The organism is Nocardioides szechwanensis (assembly GCF_900103935.1).
GTDB lineage: Bacteria > Actinomycetota > Actinomycetes > Propionibacteriales > Nocardioidaceae > Nocardioides > Nocardioides szechwanensis.
Window position 1 is genome coordinate 392,684 of sequence record NZ_FNIC01000002.1, and the last position, 21,771, is coordinate 414,454.

Annotated in this window: 18 protein-coding genes and 1 tRNA gene; 11 read left to right on the forward strand and 8 right to left on the reverse strand. The window is 71.7% G+C overall.

The genetic code is table 11. The features are described from left to right. Positions 1-17 precede the first annotated feature (17 nt). Together BLR90_RS07120 and msrB are read right to left on the reverse strand one after the other, a co-directional pair. Positions 18-404, reverse strand: a complete 387-nt coding sequence (locus BLR90_RS07120; RefSeq protein WP_091023943.1) for a hypothetical protein — start codon at positions 402-404, stop codon at positions 18-20. Positions 405-472: 68 nt separating this feature from the next. Continuing rightward, positions 473-877, reverse strand: a complete 405-nt coding sequence (gene msrB / locus BLR90_RS07125) for a peptide-methionine (R)-S-oxide reductase MsrB (RefSeq protein WP_091023945.1) — start codon at positions 875-877, stop codon at positions 473-475. Between the two features lie 92 nt (positions 878-969). Between msrB and BLR90_RS07130 the strand changes: the two genes are divergently transcribed. The 5 genes from BLR90_RS07130 (at position 970) to BLR90_RS07150 (ending at position 6,819) form a co-directional block, all read left to right on the forward strand. Next, positions 970-2,043, forward strand: coding sequence for a ferredoxin reductase (locus tag BLR90_RS07130; RefSeq protein ID WP_091024522.1), 1,074 nt, complete (start codon positions 970-972; stop codon positions 2,041-2,043). 84 nt (positions 2,044-2,127) lie between these two features. Further along, positions 2,128-3,369: a fatty acid desaturase family protein gene (locus tag BLR90_RS07135; RefSeq protein ID WP_091023947.1), complete on the forward strand. Its 1,242-nt coding sequence runs from the start codon at positions 2,128-2,130 to the stop codon at positions 3,367-3,369. Beyond that, positions 3,369-3,779, forward strand: coding sequence for a hypothetical protein (locus BLR90_RS07140; protein ID WP_091023949.1), 411 nt, complete (start codon positions 3,369-3,371; stop codon positions 3,777-3,779). The genes BLR90_RS07135 and BLR90_RS07140 overlap by 1 nt, the downstream gene beginning before the upstream one ends. Positions 3,780-3,789: 10 nt before the next feature. After that, positions 3,790-4,872 (forward strand): DNA polymerase domain-containing protein, encoded by a 1,083-nt coding sequence (locus BLR90_RS07145; protein WP_091023951.1) that lies wholly within the window; start codon positions 3,790-3,792, stop codon positions 4,870-4,872. Positions 4,873-5,199: 327 nt separating this feature from the next. Then, positions 5,200-6,819: a glycosyltransferase family 61 protein gene (locus tag BLR90_RS07150; RefSeq protein ID WP_091023953.1), complete on the forward strand. Its 1,620-nt coding sequence runs from the start codon at positions 5,200-5,202 to the stop codon at positions 6,817-6,819. Here BLR90_RS07150 and BLR90_RS07155 read toward each other — a convergent pair. The 6 genes from BLR90_RS07155 to BLR90_RS07180 are packed head-to-tail and all read right to left on the reverse strand — an operon-like array spanning position 6,720 to position 14,825. After that, positions 6,720-8,909: a glycosyltransferase gene (locus BLR90_RS07155; protein ID WP_091023954.1), complete on the reverse strand. Its 2,190-nt coding sequence runs from the start codon at positions 8,907-8,909 to the stop codon at positions 6,720-6,722. The genes BLR90_RS07150 and BLR90_RS07155 overlap by 100 nt on opposite strands. After that, positions 8,906-9,595: a hypothetical protein gene (locus BLR90_RS07160; RefSeq protein WP_091023956.1), complete on the reverse strand. Its 690-nt coding sequence runs from the start codon at positions 9,593-9,595 to the stop codon at positions 8,906-8,908. Before BLR90_RS07160 ends, BLR90_RS07155 begins: the two co-directional genes overlap by 4 nt. Next, a complete protein-coding gene (locus BLR90_RS07165; protein ID WP_091023958.1) occupies positions 9,592-12,276 on the reverse strand; it encodes a stealth conserved region 3 domain-containing protein in 2,685 nt (894 codons plus the stop codon). Before BLR90_RS07165 ends, BLR90_RS07160 begins: the two co-directional genes overlap by 4 nt. Then, positions 12,276-13,133 (reverse strand): hypothetical protein, encoded by an 858-nt coding sequence (locus BLR90_RS07170; protein ID WP_091023960.1) that lies wholly within the window; start codon positions 13,131-13,133, stop codon positions 12,276-12,278. The genes BLR90_RS07165 and BLR90_RS07170 overlap by 1 nt, the downstream gene beginning before the upstream one ends. A 14-nt stretch (positions 13,134-13,147) precedes the next feature. Next, positions 13,148-13,687, reverse strand: coding sequence for a hypothetical protein (locus BLR90_RS07175; protein ID WP_091023963.1), 540 nt, complete (start codon positions 13,685-13,687; stop codon positions 13,148-13,150). After that, a complete protein-coding gene (locus BLR90_RS07180; protein ID WP_091023965.1) occupies positions 13,680-14,825 on the reverse strand; it encodes an ATP-dependent DNA ligase in 1,146 nt (381 codons plus the stop codon). The genes BLR90_RS07175 and BLR90_RS07180 overlap by 8 nt, the downstream gene beginning before the upstream one ends. A 42-nt stretch (positions 14,826-14,867) precedes the next feature. Between BLR90_RS07180 and BLR90_RS07185 the strand changes: the two genes are divergently transcribed. The 6 genes from BLR90_RS07185 (at position 14,868) to glmU (ending at position 21,763) form a co-directional block, all read left to right on the forward strand. Continuing rightward, positions 14,868-14,946: transfer RNA gene (locus BLR90_RS07185), tRNA-Gln, on the forward strand. A 32-nt stretch (positions 14,947-14,978) separates the two neighbouring features. Further along, positions 14,979-16,601: a glycosyltransferase family 61 protein gene (locus BLR90_RS07190; RefSeq protein ID WP_091023967.1), complete on the forward strand. Its 1,623-nt coding sequence runs from the start codon at positions 14,979-14,981 to the stop codon at positions 16,599-16,601. A 54-nt stretch (positions 16,602-16,655) separates the two neighbouring features. Next, positions 16,656-17,336, forward strand: coding sequence for a TetR family transcriptional regulator (locus tag BLR90_RS07195; RefSeq protein ID WP_091023969.1), 681 nt, complete (start codon positions 16,656-16,658; stop codon positions 17,334-17,336). A 62-nt stretch (positions 17,337-17,398) separates the two neighbouring features. Then, positions 17,399-18,955 carry a M28 family peptidase gene (locus BLR90_RS07205; RefSeq protein WP_143016142.1) on the forward strand — a complete coding sequence of 519 codons (1,557 nt, stop codon included), beginning with the start codon at positions 17,399-17,401 and terminating at the stop codon, positions 18,953-18,955. Between the two features lie 6 nt (positions 18,956-18,961). After that, positions 18,962-20,218, forward strand: coding sequence for a lipase family protein (locus tag BLR90_RS07210; RefSeq protein WP_245715216.1), 1,257 nt, complete (start codon positions 18,962-18,964; stop codon positions 20,216-20,218). Positions 20,219-20,308: 90 nt separating this feature from the next. Further along, positions 20,309-21,763 (forward strand): bifunctional UDP-N-acetylglucosamine diphosphorylase/glucosamine-1-phosphate N-acetyltransferase GlmU, encoded by a 1,455-nt coding sequence (gene glmU, locus BLR90_RS07215; RefSeq protein ID WP_091023978.1) that lies wholly within the window; start codon positions 20,309-20,311, stop codon positions 21,761-21,763. Positions 21,764-21,771: the final 8 nt, after the last annotated feature.

Below are 21,771 nucleotides of genomic sequence, written 5' to 3' on the forward strand. Positions count from 1 at the left end.
GCCACGCCGCTGGTGCCTCAGCTGACCCTGATCGTGGCCGAGCGCGACGCCTTGCACTTCTCGCTGGTGTGGGTGCGGACGTAGTACCTGCCCGGCGGGATGTCACTGCGACCCGGCCCGAGGATCGCGTACTTCCCCAGGCGGTTGCTGTTGTCGTCGGCGACGAAGATGAACTTCTTCGAGCCGACGTCCTTCCAGAAGAGCCCGACCTGCACGTTCTTCTTGCAGCCGGCGCGCGCCGACTTCACCTTGCCCACGACCTTGCTGCCATCAGGGGCGAGCGCGATCGTGAACTTAACCTCGGCCTTGGCCGCCGGCTGTGCGTTGCTGACAGGTCCTGCCGTGAGCGTGGTCGCGACCAGCGCGAGGGCGCCGATCCGGACCAGAAGTCTCGTGGATGCCATGGTTCTCCCCTTCGCCTGGGGAGAGTCAACGCCGCTTTACCCGGGGCCACCATGGCCCGTCTGGGCGGTTACTGCTCCGCGACCGGCTCCAGGGTCAGGCTGATCGAGTTGATGCAGTAGCGGTCGCCCGTGGGGGTGCCGTAGCCGTCGGGGAAGACGTGACCGAGGTGGGAGCCACAGTTGGCGCACCGGACCTCGACCCGCTTCATGCCGGCGGAGGTGTCCTCGATGTACTCGATCGTGTCGCTCATCGGCTGGTAGAAGCTCGGCCAGCCGCAGCCGGAGTGGAACTTCGTGTCCGACTCGAACAGCTTGGCCTGGCACGCCTTGCAGCGATAGACGCCGGTCGTCTCAGTGTCGGTGTACTCACCCGTGAACGCCCGCTCCGTGCCGGCCTTGCGGAGTACGGCGTACTCCTCGGGCGAGAGCTCGGCTCGCCACTCCTCGTCGGTCTTCTCCACCTGGTAGCCCATGGTCTCCACGGTAAGGGCTAAGACAAACTCGCCGAGCGCTTCACCCCCAAGGCTGGTTGACGGAACTCAGTCAACACATGTTCACTGAGCGGATGGCTGGCACAATCCCCTGGGAACGCGTGCGCAGGGCGGGGTCGAAGCTGACCACCCCCTTGCACCCCGACGACTACCTCTCCCTGCTCAACCCGCTGTGGAGCTCTCGTGAGCTGCGCGGGCGGATCGAGAAGGTGATCCCCGAGACCGAGGACGCCGCCACCCTGGTGATCCGTCCCGGGTGGGGCTGGCACTACGACCACAGCCCCGGCCAGTACGTCGGCATCGGCGTGCAGGTCGAGGGCCGGTTCCAGTGGCGCTCCTACTCCGTGAGCTCACCGCCGCGGCGCAGCGGTCGGACCATCTCGATCACGGTGCGCGCGATGCCCGAGGGGCTGCTGTCGGCCCACCTGGTGAAGGGCCTCGAGCCCGGCACCATCGTCCGGCTGGCGAAGCCCGAGGGCGACTTCGTGATGCCCGACCCGCCGCCCGCCCAGGTCCTGTTCCTGGTCGGCGGCAGCGGGATCACGCCGGTCATGGCCATGCTGCGCACCCTCGACCGCCGCGGCACCATGCCCGACGTGGTGCTCCACTACTCCTCGCCCACCGCGGACCGGATGATCTTCCGCGACGAGCTCAAGGCGCTGTCGGACAAGCACGAGCAGCTGACGCTGCACGAGCTGCACACCGACGTCGACGGCATGCTCGACCTGGCCGAGATGGACCGGATCTGTCCCGACTGGAAGCAGCGCAGCACCTGGGCCTGCGGCCCCGGGCCGATGCTCGACGCCGTCACCGAGCACTGGGAGCAGGCGGGGGTGGAGGACAACCTCCACCTCGAGCGGTTCTCGCTCGAGCTCGGCGGCGAGGGCGGCGAGGGCGGCACGATCACCTTCCGCAACTCGAACAAGACGATCGACGCCGACGGCGCCACGACGGTTCTCGAGGCCGGCGAGCAGGCCGGCGTCGGGATGCCCTACGGCTGCCGCATGGGCATCTGCCACACCTGCACCCTGACCCTCGTCTCCGGCACCATCCGCGACCTGCGCAGCGGTGACGAGTTCGGGCAGCCCAACGAGCCCGTCCAGACCTGTGTCACCGCCGCCGTCGGCGACTGCACGTTCGACATCTAAGGTCCGCGCGAAGCGCGGAGGTTGAGGTGCGAGGCCGCCCGCGGCCGAGCCTCGAAACCCCGTAAGACGAAAGGAAACCTGCAAATGGCTATCGCCGACGTCAAGGAGTACACCCACCTCAGCGAGGAGGAGGTCGAGCAGCTCGGACGCGAGCTCGACGCCATCCGCGCCGACATCGAGGAGTCCCGCAACGCCAAGGATGCGGCGTACATCAACCGGATGATCAAGATCCAGCGCGGCCTCGCCGCGGCCGGACGGGTCACGTTGATCGCCGGCACCCAGTCGGCCAAGGCCCGCAAGCCGGCGGCCGTGCTGGGCAGCAGCCTGCTCGGCGTGGCCAAGATCCTCGAGAACATGGAGATCGGCCACAACGTCATGCACGGCCAGTGGGACTGGATGAACGACCCGGAGATCCACTCCAGCAACTGGGAGTGGGACACCGCCCAGCCCGCCGAGCAGTGGAAGCACTCGCACAACTACGTGCACCACCAGTTCACCAACGTGCTCGGTCACGACAACGACATCGGGTACGGCGTGCTGCGGATGGCGCGCGAGCAGAAGTGGCACCCCTACTACCTCGGCCAGCCGGTCTACAACGCGCTGCTCGCCTCGCTCTTCCAGTGGGGCGTCTCGCTGCACGACCTCGACCTCGAGCGGATCCGCAAGGGCGAGAAGGACCCCAAGGAGATGAAGCGTCAGCTTCGTCAGATCGTGAAGAAGGGTCGCAACCAGATACTCAAGGACTACATCGTCTACCCCGCCCTGTCGGGCAAGCACTGGAAGACGACCCTCAAGGCCAACGCGACCGCCAACCTGGCGCGCAACCTGTGGTCCTACATGATCATCTTCTGCGGGCACTTCCCCGACGGTGCGCTGCACTTCACCGAGGAGGAGCTCGAGGACGAGACCCGCGCCGAGTGGTACCTCCGCCAGATGCTCGGTTCGGCCAACTTCGAGGGTGGCCGGACGCTCCACATCCTCAGCGGCAGCCTGGGCTACCAGATCGAGCACCACCTGTTCCCCGACCTGCCGAGCAACCGCTACCCGGAGATCTCGGTCAAGGTCCGGGCACTGTGCGACAAGTACGACATCCCGTACACGACCGGACCGCTGTACAAGCAGTACGGCCAGACGTTCCGCACGATCATGAAGCTGTCGCTCCCCAACCACATGACGGCGACCGACGACCCGGCCCCGCCGGAGCGCCGCGACACCGCCGACGAGCGGCCCCGCGACCACAAGCGTCGCTCCGACGAGGAGCGTCAGCCCCGCCGGCGCGAGCTCGGTGCCTACTCGCGCAGCCCGCGCGAGCGCGAGCACGACTGATGGACGCGGCGCCCACGACGTTCGCCGAGCTGCCGCGCGACCCGCGGCTCGGGGTGCCAGTGCCGTTCGCGTGCTCGTCTCCGGGCGAGCTCGACAAGCGGCGGGTCACACAGTGCGCCCTGAGCCGGGTCTGCGGTGTGTGCGGTGCCGGCCTCGGCCGGCCCATCGCGTTCCTCGGCTCGCGGCTCGAGGAGGGCCGCAACGCCTTCCACTTCCCGCCCACGCACGAGGCGTGCGCCAGCTCCCTGCTGGCGGCGTACGCCGGTCTCGGCGAGCCGGCGCTCGGCCAGGACGAGGTGCTCGACGACTGGGTGGTGGTGACGACCGCGAGCTTCGAGTTCGTGCGGCCGGGCCGAGAGGACCTCGACCGGCGCCCGACGTTCCAGCTGACGGCGGTCCTCTCCGGCTAGGGTCGGCGCCATGCCGAAGCCGCCTGCCGCCGAGGTCGACGCGGGCGGACGCGCGGTGCGCGTGTCCAGCCCCGACCGGGTCATCTACGAGGCCACCGACAGCACTCCCGAGGCCACCAAGCTGATGGTGGCGGAGTACTTCGCCAGCGTCGGCGACGGCCTGATGCGGGCGCTGCGCGACCGGCCGACGGCGCTGGAGCGCTGGCCCGCCGGCGTACGCCCGGAGATCAAGCTGGCGACCGGACGGCCCGGCGAGAAGGCCGACGCGTTCTACCAGAAGCGGGTGCCGAAGGGGGCGCCCGACTACCTCGAGAGCGTCGAGATCACCTTCCCGTCCGGTCGCACTGCCGAGGAGATCGTGCCGACCGAGATCGCGGTGCCGGTCTGGTGCGCCCACATGGGCACGCTCACGTTCCACCCCTGGCCCGTACGACGTGCCGACGTCGACCGGCCGGACGAGCTGCGCATCGACCTCGACCCCCAGCCCGGCACGGGCTTCACCGACGCGGTGCGGGTCGCCGGGGTGGCCAAGGAGCTGCTGGAGGACCTGGGGCTGCGCGGCTTCGTCAAGACGTCGGGCAACCGCGGGGTGCACGTCTACGTCCGGATCCGGCCGGAGTGGGAGTTCGCGGACGTGCGGCACGCGGCGATCGGCTTCGGCCGTGAGCTGGAGCGGCGCGACGACCAGGTGACGACGGCGTGGTGGAAGGAGGAGCGGGGGGAGCGGATCTTCGTCGACTTCAACCAGAACACCCGGGACCGCACGATCGCGTCGGCCTACTCGCTACGGCCGATCGAGGGCGCGCCCGTCTCCACCCCGCTGCACTGGGACGAGCTGGCCGGGGTGACCGATCCGAGCGTCTTCAACCTGTTCACGGTGCCGGAGCGGCTCGCCGACGGGGACCCCTGGGCGTCGATCGACGACGAAGCCTTCTCGCTGGAGCCGCTGCTCCGGCTGTGGGAGGAGCTGCCGGGCGGCGAGCTCAACTACCCGCCGGACCACCCGAAGATGCCGGGCGAGCCGCCGCGGGTGCAGCCGAGCAAGAAGGTCGCCTCCCACTGGGACGAGGCGGGCAACCGCATCGACCCGTAGGAGCTGGCCCGAAATGGCTGGAACCCCGCTCGGCGCACCCTCCGCGAGGCGCCGTGCGGGGTTCCATCCAACCTGTCCTCAACACCCCCCCAGGTGTCTCTGAGTCGCCCCTCCAGCGCTCATGAGGACTGATGCTTCCGGTGGACCGATCCTCGCGTCATCCCCCCGGATCCGCGAGGTCCCGGTCCTCCGTCATCAACATTTGTGGTGTCGATCTACAAAACCTAAGAATGCGTCTTACACCTGTAGGCAACAGGACATCCACACGACGTATAACGTTCGGTAACAACCTCCACAGCTGTGAAGGGTGAGGTTGAAGGGGTGACAATGCCGACTCGGGTACGGCGTCAGCGAGGTGGCTGCGACCTCGAGAGTGCTCTGCGCAGGCTGCCGCTGGCAGCCGGCGGAGACCGTCCGCTGCGCGTGGTGGTGTTCTGCGACCCCGCGGCACCCGACGGCCTGGTCCAGGCGGTGCGGCAGGCGTTCCCCGCTGCCCGGCTGCTGGTGCGCGAGGCCCAGGGGCTCACCCGGCGCGACCGGGTGCTGCGCCGCAACGGGCCCGTCGACCTCGTCGTGGTGCTGGCCTCGGCACCCGCCGCCCGGCACCGTCACCAGCTGCGGGAGCTGATGCCCCACCTGGCGCCCGACGGGATGTACGTCGTGGACCGCACGGCCGTCGGCCCGGGCCGCGATCTCGAGAGCCGGCTGGCGCGGCACGGCGCGCTCGTCTCGCGGGTGTGGGCCGACGAGCGGTTGGTCGGCGTGGTCAAGGGACCCGAGACCCTGCTCAAGCTCCGGCACGCGGAGGCCACGCGGCTGGTCAACAGCCGGCCGGGCGACCTGGCCGCCACGGAGCTCGCCGTACTCCCCGGTGGCGTGCTCCCGCCGCCGCCGCGGGTCGCCGTGCACGGCGCCGGGGGCCGGGGTCTCGACGCCGAGATGCGCTACCCGCCCCTCCAGCTGCGCCGCTACGACGGCGACCTCACGGTGGTCGCCGGCTCGGTGGCCCACGCCGACGGGGTGCTGCTCCCCGACTCGTTCCGCTGGCACCTGACCGACCGGCTCAGCCACGGGCGGCTGGTCGACGTGCGCGGCCGGTTCGCCCGGCTGAAGGGCGACTCCCTCCCGCCCCCTGACCGGTTGGCCGGTGCGTACTACCACTTCGACTACGTCAACACCGGTCACTACGGGCACCTGATGACCGAGGCGCTCAGCAAGCTGTGGGGCTGGGAGAGCGCCAAGGCCGCCGACCCGGAGCTCAAGCTGCTCACCCGGACCCACCCGCGCTACGCCGGCACTGACCGCGTGCCGCCGGACATCGAGCTGCTGACCAGGTTCGGCGTCGACCCCGACGACATCGTGCGGGTGGACGGCCCGGTACGCGTGGGCACGCTGGTCGCTGCGGCGCCGATGTGGCACAACCAGGAACCGTTCTACGCCCACCCGCGCATTGCCGAGGTCTGGGACCGGCTGCGGGAGCGCATGGCCGAGCCGGATCGGACGACATCCGAGCGGATCTTCGTGACCCGACGCGAGGGCGGACGACCGTGCCGCAACGTCGACGCTGTGGAGGCGGTCTTCGCCGACGCCGGGTTCGAGATCGTCCGCCCGGGCGGGCTCAGCCAACCGGAGCAGGCCGCGGTCTTCGCGGGAGCCCGGGTCGTGGCCGGCTTCGCGGGCACCGGCATGTTCAACCTCGCCTACGCCCACCGGGCCGAGCACGTGATCGTCCTGAGCCAGGAGTCCTACGACGCCCGCAACGAGCACCTGTTCGCGGCTGTCCACGGTGCGACGATCGACTACTTCTTCAGCCCCGCCGAGATCGCGCACCCCGAGGGCGACTGGTCCTACGAGGCGTTCCAGTCGCCGTGGTCCTTTGACTTCGACCGCTTGGGCTCCGCGCTCGAGGCGCTGCTGCGCTCCCACGGTGCAGGCACGGGGAAGTAGCTCTCGAGGAAGTCGCGCACCAGGGCGTCGACCACCTCGGGCGGTCGCGCCGGCGAGCCGTCCTCGTCGAGCCGGAAGCAGTCCTGCGCCCGGTCCAGCAGGTCGGACAGCCCCCGCTGCACGTCGGCCCGGTCCAGGTCGACCGAGGCCGTCACGACCTCGACGCCGGGGGCGAACCATCGTCCGGGGTGGATCGGCCGGCCCAGGTAGGTGTGCGCATCGAGGTGGATCACCTGCTCGGCCAGGTCGGGCAGGTCGACCAGCTCGAGCATCGGGTGCAAGGCGTCGAGCCAGGCGGGCACGGGGGACGCGCCGACCACGTGGATCCGGCGTACCCAGGGCGCGAAGAGGTGGAGGCTGCGCAGCGCGTAGCGCAGACCGTCGTGGCCGTCGCGGCGCTCGGTCCCGACCGTCACCACGGCATCGACGGGGGTGCGCGGCTTCTCCGCGGCCGGCTCGACCGTCGGCGGCTCCTGCCCGGGCGGGCTGTGCAGCTCGCCGTCGACGCCCTCCTCCCAGAACTCCACCCGCTGCCCGCAGCCGGCCAGCAGCGCGGGCCGGCCGTCGACGACCGGCCACGGCTCGAGGAGCACGACGCTGGTGCGGCCGCCACGGAGGTGCGGGACGAGCTCGGCGGGGACGCCCCGGCGGCCGGGCCAGCCGCCCAGCGGCGGGTCCATGAGGGAGAGGTACGGCGGCAGGTCGGCCGCGGCGAGCGCGTCGAGGAAGGCGCGCCGGGTGGTCATCGGCAGGACGAGCACGGTCTCGGCGGTGTGCGCGGGGATGAGGAACCAGTCGTCGCACACCCCGGCCGCCACGGCAGTGGCGATCTCGTGAGCCGTGGTGCGCGCCTGCTCCGGCGTCACGCCCGGCGCCCGTGCCCCGGTGGGTGCCTCGTGCCGGTCGACGGGTGTGGGCGCGGGCCCGGCCAGCAGCCGGGTCGTGCTGCGCCCGGCCGGCGAGCCGTGGCGTGCTGCGGCGGTCTCGTAGATCTCCGCCCAGCGGGCGGTGATCGCCTCGACGTCCCAGGTCGCGGCCTTGGCCAGCGCCGCGTCGCCGAGCCGGTCGCGCAGGTCGTGGTCGGTGGCCAGCCGCAGCAGCGCGGCAGCCAGTGCGGGCTCGGAGCCCTGGGCGACGAGCAGCCCGTCGACCCCGTCGTCGATGATCGCGCGCGGCCCGGACGGGCAGTCGTAGGCGACGACCGGCACCCCGGCGGCCATGGCCTCCTGGATGACCAGCGGGAAACCCTCGGCGCGCGAGGTCAGCGCCGAGACCGACGCCTTGGCCCACTCGCTGGCCAGGTCGGTGGTGGAGCCGGGCAGCTCGACCCGGTCCCACAGACCGAGCCGCCGGACCGTGCTCATCATCTCGAAGCGCGACGGGCCGTCGCCGAAGATCCGCAGCCGCCACTCGGGGATCCGGTCGGCGATGGAGGCGAAAGCCGAGATCAGCTGGGGGTACTGCTTCTCGCCCATCAGCCGGCCGGCGGCCACGATCAGCGGCGCGTCGCGCAGCGACCGCGGGCGGAAGCCGGGCGGGACCGCGTTGGGCATCACCACGACCTCGGGAGCGCGGGGACCGAGCTCGTCGGCCAGCCAGGTCGCCATCGGCTCGGTCAGCAGCGCCACGACGTCGGCGCGGGGGGCGAAGCCCAGCAACGGCTCGAGCCCCGAGGTGCGCTGCGAGGACGAGCGGTGCTCCTGGTGGACGACGGCCGTGGCCATGGGCACGAGCTGGGTGGCGAGCGCGAGGAGCGCCGGAGTGACGGTGACGAGCACGTCGGCGGTGACCCCGGGCAGGAAGGCCTCGAGCGCCACGTCGGCCCGGGCGTCGAGGCCGGGGTCCCAGGCAGGGTTGATGAGCAGCGGCGGTCGCCCGCGCAGCCCCTCCGCGTCATCGGGGTCGAGTGCGTCGACGAGGTCGTGGACGGTCACGGCCGGGTCGATCGCGTAGTGCGGCGCGTCCTTCTCCCGGTAGAGGCTGTAGATCTCCACGTCGTGCCGGCGCGACATCGCGTTGGCCTGGGTGACGATCGCGCTCGCCGTGCCGCCCAGGTCGTGGATCGTGGGGACGAGGTAGGCGATCCTCACGGGTCCACCGGGCCGGTGCTCGGTGGGGCGATGACGAGGCGGCCGTCGGGCTGCCACTGGAGGCGGCAGCCGTCCGCGACCTGGGGCAGCGCCACGGCGGCGTTCGGACGCTTGAGGTCGCGCTCACGTCGTACGACGGGCAGGGTCGCCGCGTCGCGGCGCACGGCCAGCCGGCCCGCCGGCAGCTCGGGCCGCGCGGCCCCGTCGGCCGCGACGGCGACCGATCCCAGCACCTGCTCGTCGTTGCCGAGCGTGACCAGCTCACCGGCGTCGACGTCCAGGCGCAGCAGCACCCCGTCGTCGTCGCTGGTGACCGACAGGACCCGCACGACCGGCTCCGTAGCCACCCGGGTCACCCGGAGCTCGCTGTCGGCGGACAGCACCCGCCACTGCCAGCGGCCGTCGCGGGTGGGCGGCACCTTGGTCGGCCCGGGCGGCGGACCGCCGTCGTAGGTGAGGGTCTCGCCGCCGAGCGCGAACGTGAGGGCCACCCGCGAGTCATCCACCCCGTCGATCAGCGGGGCGAGCCGGGCGCGGGCCACGGCCAGCCCGTCGACGTGCTCGGTCGGCAGCGGCTGCTCGCCGGCCGGACCGCGCACCGACAGGGTCTCGCCCGCCGTGGCCGGCACGGCCAGCCAGAGGGTCTCGCCGTCGAGGATGCGTGCGTAGGTGACCGCCGCGGTCATCCGCCGAGCTCCCACGGTGCGGCGACCGGGAAGTAGGCGGGGTACCAGGCGGCGAGGAGCTCCTCGAGCCGCGACTGGCGCAGCGCGTGGTCGTGGTGGTCGCCCAGGCAGATGAAGTCCTGCTCGCGCGTGAGCACCTGCTCCAGCTGGCGGTCGACGTCGTTGTTGGCCAGGTTGACGAACGCGAGGTTGGCAGCGGCGACGTACGACGACCCGGTCAGCAGCCCGTAGTGCTGGGCCAGGGAGCTGAGCATCGAGACGTCGGTGTCGGAGCGGAACGGCGAGCGGGCCGTCGCCTCCACCTCGGCGGGGAAGCGCGCCGCGATCTCCTCGAGCACCGAGACCCGATGGGGGTAGGGCGCGTGGGCGAGGTTGTTGGTGGTGACCTGGCCGAAGGCGTCGAAGAGCAGGTTGCGGTTGTTCCAGGCGGCCTTGAGGTAGGGCGCGGCGTCGGCGGTGTCGGTGAGGCCGATCGTGGTGGGGGAGAAGAAGCAGGCGTTGAGCCCGGCCGGGCTGAAGAACGCCTCGGGGTGCACCGGGCGACCTAGGAAGAAGTCGTCGTTGAAGTAGAGGAAGTGCTCGGCGAGCCCCTCGATGCGGTGCAGCGCGGTCTCGATCGCGTGGGAGTTGAAGGTCGGCAACGCGTCGGCGGGGAGGATGTCGCGGTGGTCGACCAGGTTGATCCGCTCGTCGCTGGTGTCGAGCCAGTCGGGCACCTGCCCGGCCGTCACCAGGTGGATGCGGCGCACCCACGGGGCGAAGAGGTGGATCGAGCGCAGCGAGTAGCGGAGCTCGTCGCGGGCGACGAAGCGCGCCTGGCCGCTGGACTCGCGGGTCTGGGCGGTGCCGACGATGCCCTCGAGCCGGGCCTGGCGGGAGGCGTCCCAGACCGGGTCGTCGCCGTCGACCCAGGTGTAGACGATGTCGACCGGGAAGGCGCACTGGGCCACGCTCGGGGCGGCCATGAGGGGGAGGGTGCGCACCGTGACGCCCTCGACCTCGTGGTCGACCGCGGGCACCTCGTGCGGGATCCGGTCGGCGTAGCGGTTGCGGCGCGGCGAGAGCAGGTCGCCCTCCGGCGAGCTCTCCCAGAACTCCACGTCGATGCTGCAGCCCTGCGACAGCACCGTCGGCGCGTCGTCCTGGGTGGGCCACGGCTCGAGCGCCACGACCGACGTCATGCCGCGGTGCAGGTCGCGGGCCAGCGCTCCGATCTCGCCGCGGCGCTCGGGCCAGCCGTGCATCTCGGGGTCGCGCAGGCAGAGGTACGCCGGGTGGTCGCTGCCCGCGAGCGCGTCGAGGAAGGCGCGGCGTGCGGCCATCGGCAGCACGACCGCGGTGGCGGTGGTGTGGTCGCCGGGCACCACCAGCCAGGAGTCGGTGACCCCGCGGGCGGTCTCGACCGCGAGCGACAGCGCGGCGTGGCGGGCCTGCGCCGGGGTGAGGCCGGAGATGTCGGCAGTGGAGCCGTCGACCACGCGACGGCGGGCCGGCGGGGTGAGCGCCCGCGACGCGAGCCGGCCACGGCCGGCGCGACGGGCGCGCGCGTCGGCGAAGACACGGTGCCAGCGCTCGGCGACGGACGACGCGGCGTACTGCCTGGACGAGCGGAGCGCGCCCTCGCCCAGCCGGAGCCGGAGGTCGTGGTCGGAGGCGAGCCGCAGCAGCGCCGCGGCCAGGCCGGAGATCGACTCGGGCCCGACCAGCAGCCCGGTGCGCTCGTGCTCGATGACCTCGCGGGGCCCGGAGGCCGAGTCGAAGCTGACGACGGGCACGCCGGCGGCCATGGCCTCCTGGGCGGCGAGCGGGAAGCTCTCGGTGCGCGAGGACAGCGCGCAGATCGAAGCCTTGGCCCACTCGGCGGCCATCTGGGTGGTCGGGCCGGGGAGCTCGACGCGGTCGTAGAGGCCCCACTTGCGGACCTGGCGCTGGACCTCACCGCGCTGCGAGCCCTCGCCCCAGATGCGCAGGCGCCAGTCGGGGAGCTGGTCGGCGACCTCGCCGAAGGCCTGCACCAGCTTGGAGTACTGCTTCTCGGGGACGATCCGGCCGGCCGCCATGATCAGCGGCTGGTCGAGCCGCGAGCGCGGGGCGAAGCCGATCGGCAGCGGGTTGGGCAGGACCACGATCTCGGGCGCGAGCTCGCCGAGCCGGTCGCGCAGCCACTCGGCGGAGGTCTCGGTCAGCACCGCGACCACGTCGGCGCGCGGGGCGTGCGCGGCCAGGGTGTCCAGCCCGGTCACGCGGTCGGAGAGCACGCGGTGCTCCTGGTGGATCACGATCGTGTCGTCGGGCAGCAGGATCACGGCCGGCCGCAGGAGGTCGGGGGAGACGGTGACGGCGACGTCGATGTCGAGCACCGGGAAGGCGGCCTCGAGGACCAGGTCGTCCAGGGCGCTGAGGCCGGGGGCGACCGTGGACGCCCGCTCCCGCAGGCGCTTGGCCTCGAGCGGCTTGACCAGGCCGGCCTCCAGCGGGGTCGGCGCCTTCGGGTCGCGCAGGTCCAGGAGGTAGTCGAGCCGCAGGCACGGGTCGACCGCGAAGTGCGGGGCGTCGGCGGTGCGGCGCACGCTGATGACGCGTACGTCGTGGTCGGCGGCCAGGGCCTGCGCCTGGGTCAGTGCCGAGCGCACCGGGCCGGTCATCGCGTCGACGTCGTCGATCAGGTAGGCGATCCGCATCAGGCGCCCGCCTCCTGCCGGCCAGGAACGCGGGCCGCGATCCGCAGGCCGAGCATGCCCTCGGGGGCGAAGCGGAAGCGCAGCATCGGTGTCTCCGGGTCGTCGCCGAACAGCATCGGGAGCAGGGTCGCCTGCTGCGGCTTGGCCAGGTCGTTGTGGCGGCGGCGGACGGGGACGTCGCCGACGTGCACGCGCGGCCACACCTCGTCGCCCGGCGGCAGGTCGGCCAGCGACAGCGTCGCGCGAAGCAGCCCGTCGTCGCCCAGGGTCATCTGCCGGGTGAGGACGACGTTGCCCTCAAGGTCGGCCAGCCGCAGCTCCGGCTCGGCGTCGGGGACGGGGTCCGTCGTGACGGTCACGGTCTCGCCCTCGAGCCGGAGCGACCGCAGCCACACCGAGGCCGGCTGGGGGACGCGCACCACCTGGAGGGTGCCGTCGTCGCGCCGGGCCAGGTCCCACAGGTGGGTGCCGTCGGCGGACACCCGGGGGCACACCTTGCTCTCCGCGGGCAGCGGGTAGGACCACACGGCCTTCGCCGAGCCCCCGCCGGTGACCAGCACGGCGTCGTACGCCGTGGTGTCCTGCGCGGTGCCGAACAGCTCGTCGAGGTCGACGCGCGCCGACAGGTAGCCCGGCTGCTCGTCGGCGACCGCGCTGCGCAGCGGCACGACGGTGCCGGCGTCGTCGCGCAGGCCGAGCGTGCCGGGGCCGGCGTCGACCGCCAGCCACAGGGTGCGGCCGTCGACGGCGGCGTACGCCGCGACGGGCCGGCCGCGAGGAGGGGTCGGGGGCGGCGGGGGAGCGTCGTCGTCAACCGGCTCGGGGGCGTCGGTGGGTCGACGCAGGGCAAATTTCACGGGGTGGACGTCGCTCAGAGCCCGCTGACGCCCTCGCCGCCACCGGCCTGCTCGTCGAAGTTCTCGTGCTCGAGGAGGTGGAGGACGGGGACGCCGATCTTGCGGCGGGCCTGGCTGGTCCAGTCGAGGTGGAAGAACTCCGCGACCACGTGGGGGCGGGTGAGGATGATCGCCTCGCGCCCGTCGACCGCGGTGACCTTGGCGGCCAGGGCGTCGATCGGGGGCTCGGTGACGACCGTGCTGCTGCCGATGGTCGCGCCGACGGCCTCCAGTGCCGCCACCGTGTGGGTCAGCTCCCTGGCCGAACGCTCCTCGCAGTCCTTGCGTACGGCGTCGAGGTCGACCTCGCTCATCGCCATCGCGGGCGACGCCAGCATCTCGCCGGCCGACAGCGACCCCATCGACGCCTCGATCCGGGCCGCGGCGTCCTCGAGCGGGAGCAGCACGTGATAGGTCACCGGGTCGTCGAGGCCCTCGTGCAGCGACCGCAGCTGGGCGGCGTCGGCGGCGCTCAGCTCCTGCTCGATGAGCAGGACCACGTCGTAGTCAGCCATGTGCGTCTCCTAAGTCGATGGGGCCCGTCGAGACCCCGCTCAACACACTAGCGAGGTCGTAGCGGACAGGCTGCTCCAACTGGTCGTAGCCGCACGACTCCGGGTCGCGGTCGGGGCGCCACCGCTTGAAGTGCGCCGTGTGCCGGAAGCGGCGGCCCTCCATCGCGTCGTACTTCACCTCGAGCACGAGCTCGGGCCGCAGCGGCGTGAAGCTGAGGTCCTTGCCCGAGCTCCACCGGCTCTGCGTGCCCGGCACCCAGTCGGGGTTGGCGATGGCCTGTGCCGTTTCTTGGCGAGCCCACGCCGACCACGGATGGTCGGCGATGTCGCACACCAGTGGCTGGAGCTCCTCGATCAGCTCGGCTCGGCGGGCCTCGGTGAACGACGCGCTGACGCCGACGTGCTGGAGGTTGCCGTCGGCGTAGAGGCCCAGCAGCAGGCTGCCGAGCAGCGGGCGCTCCGGGGTGCTGGACTTGTGCTCGCGGTAGCCGCAGACCACGACGTCGGCGGTGCGCTCGTGCTTGATCTTCATCATGGTGCGGCCACCTGCGGTGTACGGCGCGTCCAGCGGCTTGGCGATCACCCCGTCCAGGCCGGCGCCCTCGAACTCCGTGAACCACTGCTCGGCGACGGCCGGGTCGGAGGTCGTGCGGGTGAGGTAGCAGGGGCCGGCCAGCCCGGCGAACGACTCCTCGAGCGCGGCCCTTCGCTCGCGCAGCGGCCGGTCGACGTAGGACTCGTCGCCGAGCGCCAGCAGGTCGAAGATGACGAACCCAGCAGGCGTGGTCTCGCTGAGCAGCTTGACCCGCGACGCCGCCGGGTGGATCCGCTCCTGGAGGACCTCGAACTCCAGCCGGTCGCCGTCGGGGGAGAGGCTCGCGACGAACAGCTCGCCGTCGACCACGCACCGCTCCGGCAGCTGCGCGCGGACCGCCTCGACGACCTCGGGGAAGTAGCGGGTCAGCGGCTTGGTGTTGCGGCTGGTCAGCTCGACCTCGTCGCCGTCCTTGAACACCAGGCAGCGGAAGCCGTCCCACTTGGGCTCGAACACCAGCCCGCCGAACTTCGCCGGGTCGGGCACCCCCTTGACCGCCTTGGCGAGCATCGGCTGGACGGGCGGCATCACGGGCAGGTCCACTCGCCGAGGCTAGCCCGGAGAGGGCCTATCGTGTTCCCCCTATCCCCGGTTGGTCTGCCGGCAGGGCCCGCCTGACTTTGAATCAGGATTAGCGACGATGGTTCGACTCCATCCCGGGGAGCTTTGGCTGGGCCGCGTGCGAGACTGCGGCTCGTGACCGGGTCCTGGCTCGCCCCGCGGCTCGCGGACGCACGCGAGGGTCGGGTCGCCCTCGTGGTCCGGCCCGGCGAACCGGCTCCGCCGGACGTCCAGGCACTGCTGACGTCGTACGACGTGGTCCCGGTGGTGCTCGAGGTCGACGGCGACCTCGACGACCTGCACCTGCGGCTGGCGGCGCTCGGACGCCTCGACGTGCTGGTCGACTGCGCGCGTGGCCCGGGCACGACCAAGCGGGTGCTGCGACTCGTCCACCACGTACGCCGGGGCGGTGGCTACCTCGTCCTGAAGCCCGACCCCGACGCTCACCGACGCGAGGCCGGGCGGCTGGACGACCTGCTCGCCGCGCTCCAGGAGGACCCGCCGCCGCACGCCCCGGCGCGCGGTCGCGACCGCCGCGGCGACGCCGTTGCCGACCGGGCCGCGCTCGCGCACTCGGTGACCGGGGTGGTCGTCACCGACGAGGCCATCGCCTTCGAGGTCACGGTCGACACCGTGGCCAAGGTCCGCGAGGCCGAGGCGGATCGGTTCCTCACCCTGCGGGGACGGGCCGACGACGTGCTGGTCACGGTCCCGGCCGCGTCGTGGGACGCGCGGGCGGAGGTGCGGGCCAGCTCCCCGCCGCCGCTGAACCCGCTGCCGACCCACGTCGAGGCACCGGCGCTGTCGGTGCGGTCCTACCGCGACGTCGTGTGCCTGCCGAGGCAGGCGGTGCTGGCCGACGACTTCGTGCTGCCCGAGAGCTTCCGGGACAGCGCCCGGCACCGGGTGCGGACCGCCGTGCTGGTCGACTGGGCGCACGGCTTCTTCCGGCGCCCCGACGACGTGATGGCGCAGGCCGAGCCGTTGCCGGGGACGTTCTTCCACCTCGACCCGCACCTCCCGGAGCACTTCGGCCACGCGATGACCGAGCAGCTCTCCCACCTGTGGGGCTGGCACCGGGCCCGCGAGCTCGACCCGGACCTGCGGGCGCTCGTGATGGGCCACGAGGGTCGGCCGCTCCCCAACTGGCAGGTGGAGCTGCTGGAGGCCGGCGGCGTGCCCGCCGAGGCGCTCGTGGTGCCGTCCGGCCCGGTGCGGGTCGAGCGGCTGCTGGCCTGCTCGCCGGCGTACGGCATCGGCTCCTTCGTCCACCCCGAGATCCTCGGCACCTGGGAACTGGTCGGGAGCGCGCTCGCCGGACGGACCGCACCGAGCGAGGTACGTCGGGTCTTCCTCACCCGCACCCACGGCAAGCGCGCGTGCCGCAACCGCGACGAGGTCGAGGGCTGGTTCGCGGACGCGGGCTTCCTGGTCGTGTCTCCCGAGACCCTGCCGCTGGCCGACCAGGTCCGGCTGGTCCGCGACGCCGAGGTGGTCGCGGGGTTCGCCGGCAGCGCGATGTTCCACATCGCCCTGGCAGAGCGCCCGCTGCACGTGGTCGTGGTCGGGTCGGAGAACTACCCGGCCCACAACGAGCACCAGATGGCCGCGCTGCGGGGGCACCGGCTCGACCTGGTGGTCTGCCGTCCCGACGTGCCTCGCGGGGAGGGTTTCAGCCTGGAGGCGTTCCACTCCGACTTCGCGGTCGACCCCGACCAGGAGGGCCGGTTCCTGCGCTCGGTGCTCTCGGAGCTCTGAGCGCGCGGGCCGTGGTCGGCTCCCTCGGGCGTCCGGCTCTGAGATAGTCGTGCAATGTCGGCAGCCGAGGCGATCCGCCCTATCGCCGATGGCGTGTTCTTCCGGGTGCCGCGATCTCTCCCGCGCGGCAAGAACGCGCTGGGGCGGAACGAGGTCGTGCGCATCCAGCGGGAACGCACCCTGATCGCGGTCACCGAGCTGCTCGCGGCCCGGGGGCCACACGACTTCGGCCCCAAGGACATCTGCTCGCGGGCCGGTCTGTCGCTGTCGTCGTTCTACTCGTCCTTCGCCACCAAGGAAGAGTGCGTCTTCGAGGCCTACGACCGCTTCATCGGTCATCTCCTCACCAGCCTCGCGGTCATCGACGGCGCTGGTCGGCCGTGGGGCGAGTACGTCCGGATGGTCCTCGACGCCTACCTCGGAGCCCTGAGCGCTGACCCGGTCGTCGCGATGGCCTTCCAGGTCGAGATGGACGCCATGGGCCCAGGAGCCAGGCGACGGCGGCGCGAGGCGTTGTCCGGCGTTGCCAAGCTGCTCTTCGACAAGCACGTCGAATGGGATCCGGGGGCGCGTGACCGCTTCCCCTTCGAGGCCTACCTCTCCGGCGTCTACGGCATTCGTCAGCTCGCCGCCGACGCACTGGAGGCCGGCGACCGGGAGCGGCTCGAGTCGCTGGCACCCCTGGCCGCGGACTGGGTGAGCACCATGTTCGGAGCTGGCCCAGACCACGCGTAACTTTCATATGTAATAACCGTTACTTTGAGAGTGAGTACCGTCACCCTCCCAGGAGTCGTTGCATGAACGTGCCCTCTTCCATCGGCCGTCGCGCCATCCTGTCCGCCGCCCCGGCTGCCGCGATCGGTGCGGCTGTCGTCGCCTCGGCAGCCCCTTCCGCGGCGAGCGGCAGCGCCATCGCCGGCGTCGCCTCTCGAGACTCGCTCCTCCCCGGCAGAGCCTCGATGATGCGCACCATCGAGCACATGGTCTCGATAGCCCCGCGCAAGACCGGGACCCCCGGAGGGCGCGAGGCCGCGGAGTACGTCGCTCGCCGCCTGCGGGCTGCCGGCATGGACAAGGTCTGGTTCGAGAGGTCCACGTCCTACTCGTGGGCGGCCAAGGACGCCAGCCTCGTGATCGCCGGGCGGCAGATCAGCCAGAGCCCGATCTCCTACTCACTGATCGGTGGTCCCGAGGCAACGGGGGTGCGGACCCTGGGTCCGCGAGGACTGCACGCCGAGGTGGTGGATCTGGCCGAGCGGCCGCTCTCGGCACTCGAGCGGCTCGACGTACGCGGCAAGATCGTGATGATCGACCTGAAGTTCCTCGCCCCGCTGATCGCGCTGACGCCGCTGATGGAGTTCATCAACGACCCGTCCGGTGAGATCCTGGACGCCCAGACGCTGCTGTCGGCCAACCCGTACATCACCTCGCTGACGTACACGATCGATGCCCTACAGGCAGCGGGAGCAGCCGGGATGATCGGCGTCCTGTCCGACTACTTCGCGTCGAACAAGTACCACAACGAGTACTACCGCCGTTCCCCGATGACGATCCCGGGCATGTGGATCACCCGCGCCGAGGCGACTCGGGTGCGAAGGCTCCTCGACCGGGACCCCACCGCGACCATGAAGCTCACCACGACCCGGCGCAAGGTGGTCGCCCGGCAGCCGATCGGCGTGATCGAGGGCCGCAGCAAGGACACCATCATGGTCCAGTCCCACCACGACTCGATGGGGCCGGGAGCAGTTGAGGACGGCTCCGGCACGGCGGAGGTCCTCGCGCTGGCGGAGTACTACGGGGCGATGCGGCGACGGGGTATCCGGCGGGACAAGACGCTGATGTTCACCACGTTCGACACTCACTTCACGGGCTACCAGGCCCATGACCACTTCGGTCGGAAGTACGTCCTGGAGCAGAAGACCCCCTACCGGATCGTGGCGAACGACACGATCGAGCACATCGCCAAGAAGGGCCGGGTCGGACTCAACGGCAAGCTTCTACTGCTCGACGAGGTGGAGCCTCGCGGCTTCTTCGAGGACCTGTCCGTGGAGGGCAAGTCGATGATCATCCAGACGATTCTTCGACACAACCTCCGTGCCACGACGATGCTCAACGCCCAGGCGGTCCAGCCGGTGGGCATCCCCACGGACGCGTCGTGGGCTGTCCTCTGCGGAGTCCCCACGGTGAGCCTGATCGCCGGGCCGATCTATCTCTACGACGAGGCGGACAACATCGACGCGGTCGCCCAGGAGGAGCTGGTTCCGATCCTCAAGGCGAACCGCGACATTATCGACTGGTTTGAGAAGACACCATCGAACCGGATCGGCCTGGCTGCCGTGCCCTACCTCGGCTGACGCGTGATGCTGAGGAGAGCTGCCGCGGCAGCCATCACGTTGGCGATGACGACGTCGGCCACCACGGCCTCGGCCGGGACCCCCGCCGCGGTGACCGGACCGGACTCCACCTCTGTCCTGGCGGCGCGACAGGAGCCAGGCCGGCCGATCCGCCGCTCCCCAGCCGGGCCGACGAGTCAGCTCGAGGGTGCCGGGAAGGCCTTCGTGCTCCGCTACACGACCACGTCATCCCTCGGTGAGGTCGTCGCGGCCACGGGCCTCGTCCTGGTGCCGGAGGCGCCCACGCCCGACGCGGGGTGGCCACTGGTCGTCTACGCGCACATGACCACCGGTGCGGCCGACATCTGCGCACCCACCAGCGACCAGGTTCCCGCGGGTGAGGACACCCGGCTGGCCCAGCAGGGTGACGACCTGGCGCGAGCCCTGCTGGCGGCCGGGGTCGTCGTCATCCGACCTGACTACGAGGGCCTCGGCGTGCCCGGCGGCCACCCCTACCTCCAGGGGCCGGCGCTGGCCACCTCCCTGATCGACATGGTGGCGGCGGTGCGCCGGATCCTGCCCCTCAACGGGCGTTGGGTGGCAGCGGGCCATTCCGAGGGAGGTGTGGCGGCGCTGCACGTCGGCGACCGCCGCCTCCGACTCGTGCCGGGCATGACGTTGCGTGGCATCGCGTCCTTCACACCGGTCACCCGGATGGAGGTGCTCCTCCAGGCCCTCCAACCGACCCCGGTCACGGTGCCGCGCGTGACGCAGGGGCTGACCAGCCTCGCTGGCCTGCTCGTCAAGGGACTCGCTGTCGTCGATCCCCACTTCCGGCGCCTGGTGCTCCGAAGGGGCGGCCTCAGCGAACGGGCGCTGGCCCTGTGGCCGCACCTCGAGCGACGCTGCCTCACCGGGCTGAGCGCCTCCGACTCCTGGGGAGGGATCGCCCCGCGCGACATCCTGGGTCCGCGCGGCGAGGAGGCAGCGGCCTACCTACGCCGGGAGCTCGATCGGATCGACGTACGACACATCCCGATGCGTGAGGTCCCGATCCGCATCGATGAGGGGCTGCTCGACCTGGTCGCTCCGGTGGCGTTCACCGAGGCTCTGGTCAAGACCTACCGAGACCGTGGGTTCCTGGTGACTCACGGACGATGGCCAGCTGGACACTCGCCGACCAACTCGCAGGAGCAGGCAGTGCCGGCGTCTGTCCGGTGGATGCTGTCGCTGCTCTCAGGCCCGCCCAAGCGGACCCATCGGAGCTCACCGCCCCACCCGTAAGGCGGGTTCTTCACCTGCCGCCGAGCCATGTGTCGCGACCTGTGAAACCATGCGTTGGTACCGACAACCCACGGGAGCATGAGCAGTGCAGTGTCACGCGATCTGACCGTCATCGTCCTCGCTGCGGGCGGCGGCACCCGGATGCGCTCCAAGACGATGAAGGTCCTGCACCCGGTGGCTGGCCGCAGCATGATCGGCCACGTGCTCAACGCGGTGCGCGCTGTCGAGCCGCAGCGGGTCGTGGCCGTCATCGGCCACCAGCGCGAGGTCGTGGGCGCTCACATCCTGGAGCTGCTGCCCGACGTGGTGCTGGCCGTGCAGGACGAGCAGCGCGGCACCGGCCACGCGGTCCGCGTGGCCATGGAGGCGCTCGGCGACGTACGCACCGGCACCGTCATCGTCGCCACCGGCGACACGCCCCTGCTCGAGGGCGAGAGCCTGCGGATGTTCGCGGCCGAGCACGACGCGGCCCAGCGCGCGGTGAGCGTGCTGAGCGCGATCGTCGACGACCCCTTCGGCTACGGCCGGATCGTGCGTGACTCCGACGGCGACGTCGAGGCGATCGTCGAGGAGAAGGACGCCAGCCCCGCGCAGCGCGAGATCGCCGAGATCAACTCGGGGATTCTCGCGTTCGACGTGGAGTTCCTGCTCGAGGCACTGCCGCAGATCGGCAACGACAACTCCAAGGGCGAGTACTACCTCACCGACACCGTCCAGCTCGCCCGCGATGCGGGCCTCACCGTCGGGGCCCACGCGCTCGACGACCCGTGGCAGACCGAGGGCGCCAACGACCGCGAGGAGCTCGCCCTGCTCGGGCGCGAGCTCAACCGCCGGATCGTGGGCCGCTGGATGCGCGCGGGCGTGACCGTCATGGACCCCGCCACCACCTGGATCGACGCCGACGTCGTGCTGGCAGCGGACGTCACGATCCTCCCCGGCACCCAGCTCCTCGGGGCGACGGTGATCGGCGAGGACGCCGTGATCGGCCCCGACAGCACGCTCAAGGACTGCGAGATCGGCGTCGGCGCCCGCGTCGTGCGCACCCACGGCGAGCTCGCGGTGGTCGGCGCGGGGGGGACGGTCGGGCCCTTCTCCTACCTGCGGCCTGGCACCCAGCTCGGCGCCAACGGCAGGATCGGCGCGTTCGTCGAGACCAAGAACGCCGTGATCGGCGACGGCGCCAAGGTGCCGCACCTGTCCTACGTCGGCGACGCCGAGGTCGGCGAGGGCACCAACATCGGCGCCGGCACGATCTTCGCCAACTACGACGGTGTCGCCAAGCACCGCACCAAGGTCGGGCGCCAGGCCCGCACGGGGTCCAACAACACGTTCGTCGCCCCGGTCGAGATCGGCGACGGCGCCGCGACCGGTGCCGGGACCGTCGTACGACGTGACGTGCCGCCGGGTGCGCTGGCCGTGAGCGCGGGTCCCCAGCGCAACCTGCCGGGCTGGGCGCAGTCCAAACGGGCCGGCACCGCGCAGGCGGCGGCGGCCGAGGCGGCCGCCCGTGAGGAGTCTCACCCGGACGACCCGGAGTTGGGCTGAGCGACCGG

What these genes read in the sequence shown, in the direction of transcription:
- BLR90_RS07120 (WP_091023943.1), bottom strand. Translation starts at nt 404, where the DNA reads ATGGCATCCACGAGACTTCTGGTCCGGATCGGCGCCCTCGCGCTGGTC.
- msrB (WP_091023945.1), bottom strand. Translation starts at nt 877, where the DNA reads ATGGGCTACCAGGTGGAGAAGACCGACGAGGAGTGGCGAGCCGAGCTC.
- BLR90_RS07130 (WP_091024522.1), top strand. Translation starts at nt 970, where the DNA reads ATGGCTGGCACAATCCCCTGGGAACGCGTGCGCAGGGCGGGGTCGAAG.
- BLR90_RS07135 (WP_091023947.1), top strand. Translation starts at nt 2,128, where the DNA reads ATGGCTATCGCCGACGTCAAGGAGTACACCCACCTCAGCGAGGAGGAG.
- BLR90_RS07140 (WP_091023949.1), top strand. Translation starts at nt 3,369, where the DNA reads ATGGACGCGGCGCCCACGACGTTCGCCGAGCTGCCGCGCGACCCGCGG.
- BLR90_RS07145 (WP_091023951.1), top strand. Translation starts at nt 3,790, where the DNA reads ATGCCGAAGCCGCCTGCCGCCGAGGTCGACGCGGGCGGACGCGCGGTG.
- BLR90_RS07150 (WP_091023953.1), top strand. Translation starts at nt 5,200, where the DNA reads ATGCCGACTCGGGTACGGCGTCAGCGAGGTGGCTGCGACCTCGAGAGT.
- BLR90_RS07160 (WP_091023956.1), bottom strand. Translation starts at nt 9,595, where the DNA reads ATGACCGCGGCGGTCACCTACGCACGCATCCTCGACGGCGAGACCCTC.
- BLR90_RS07165 (WP_091023958.1), bottom strand. Translation starts at nt 12,276, where the DNA reads ATGCGGATCGCCTACCTGATCGACGACGTCGACGCGATGACCGGCCCG.
- BLR90_RS07175 (WP_091023963.1), bottom strand. Translation starts at nt 13,687, where the DNA reads ATGGCTGACTACGACGTGGTCCTGCTCATCGAGCAGGAGCTGAGCGCC.
- BLR90_RS07195 (WP_091023969.1), top strand. Translation starts at nt 16,656, where the DNA reads ATGTCGGCAGCCGAGGCGATCCGCCCTATCGCCGATGGCGTGTTCTTC.
- BLR90_RS07205 (WP_143016142.1), top strand. Translation starts at nt 17,399, where the DNA reads ATGAACGTGCCCTCTTCCATCGGCCGTCGCGCCATCCTGTCCGCCGCC.
- BLR90_RS07210 (WP_245715216.1), top strand. Translation starts at nt 18,962, where the DNA reads ATGCTGAGGAGAGCTGCCGCGGCAGCCATCACGTTGGCGATGACGACG.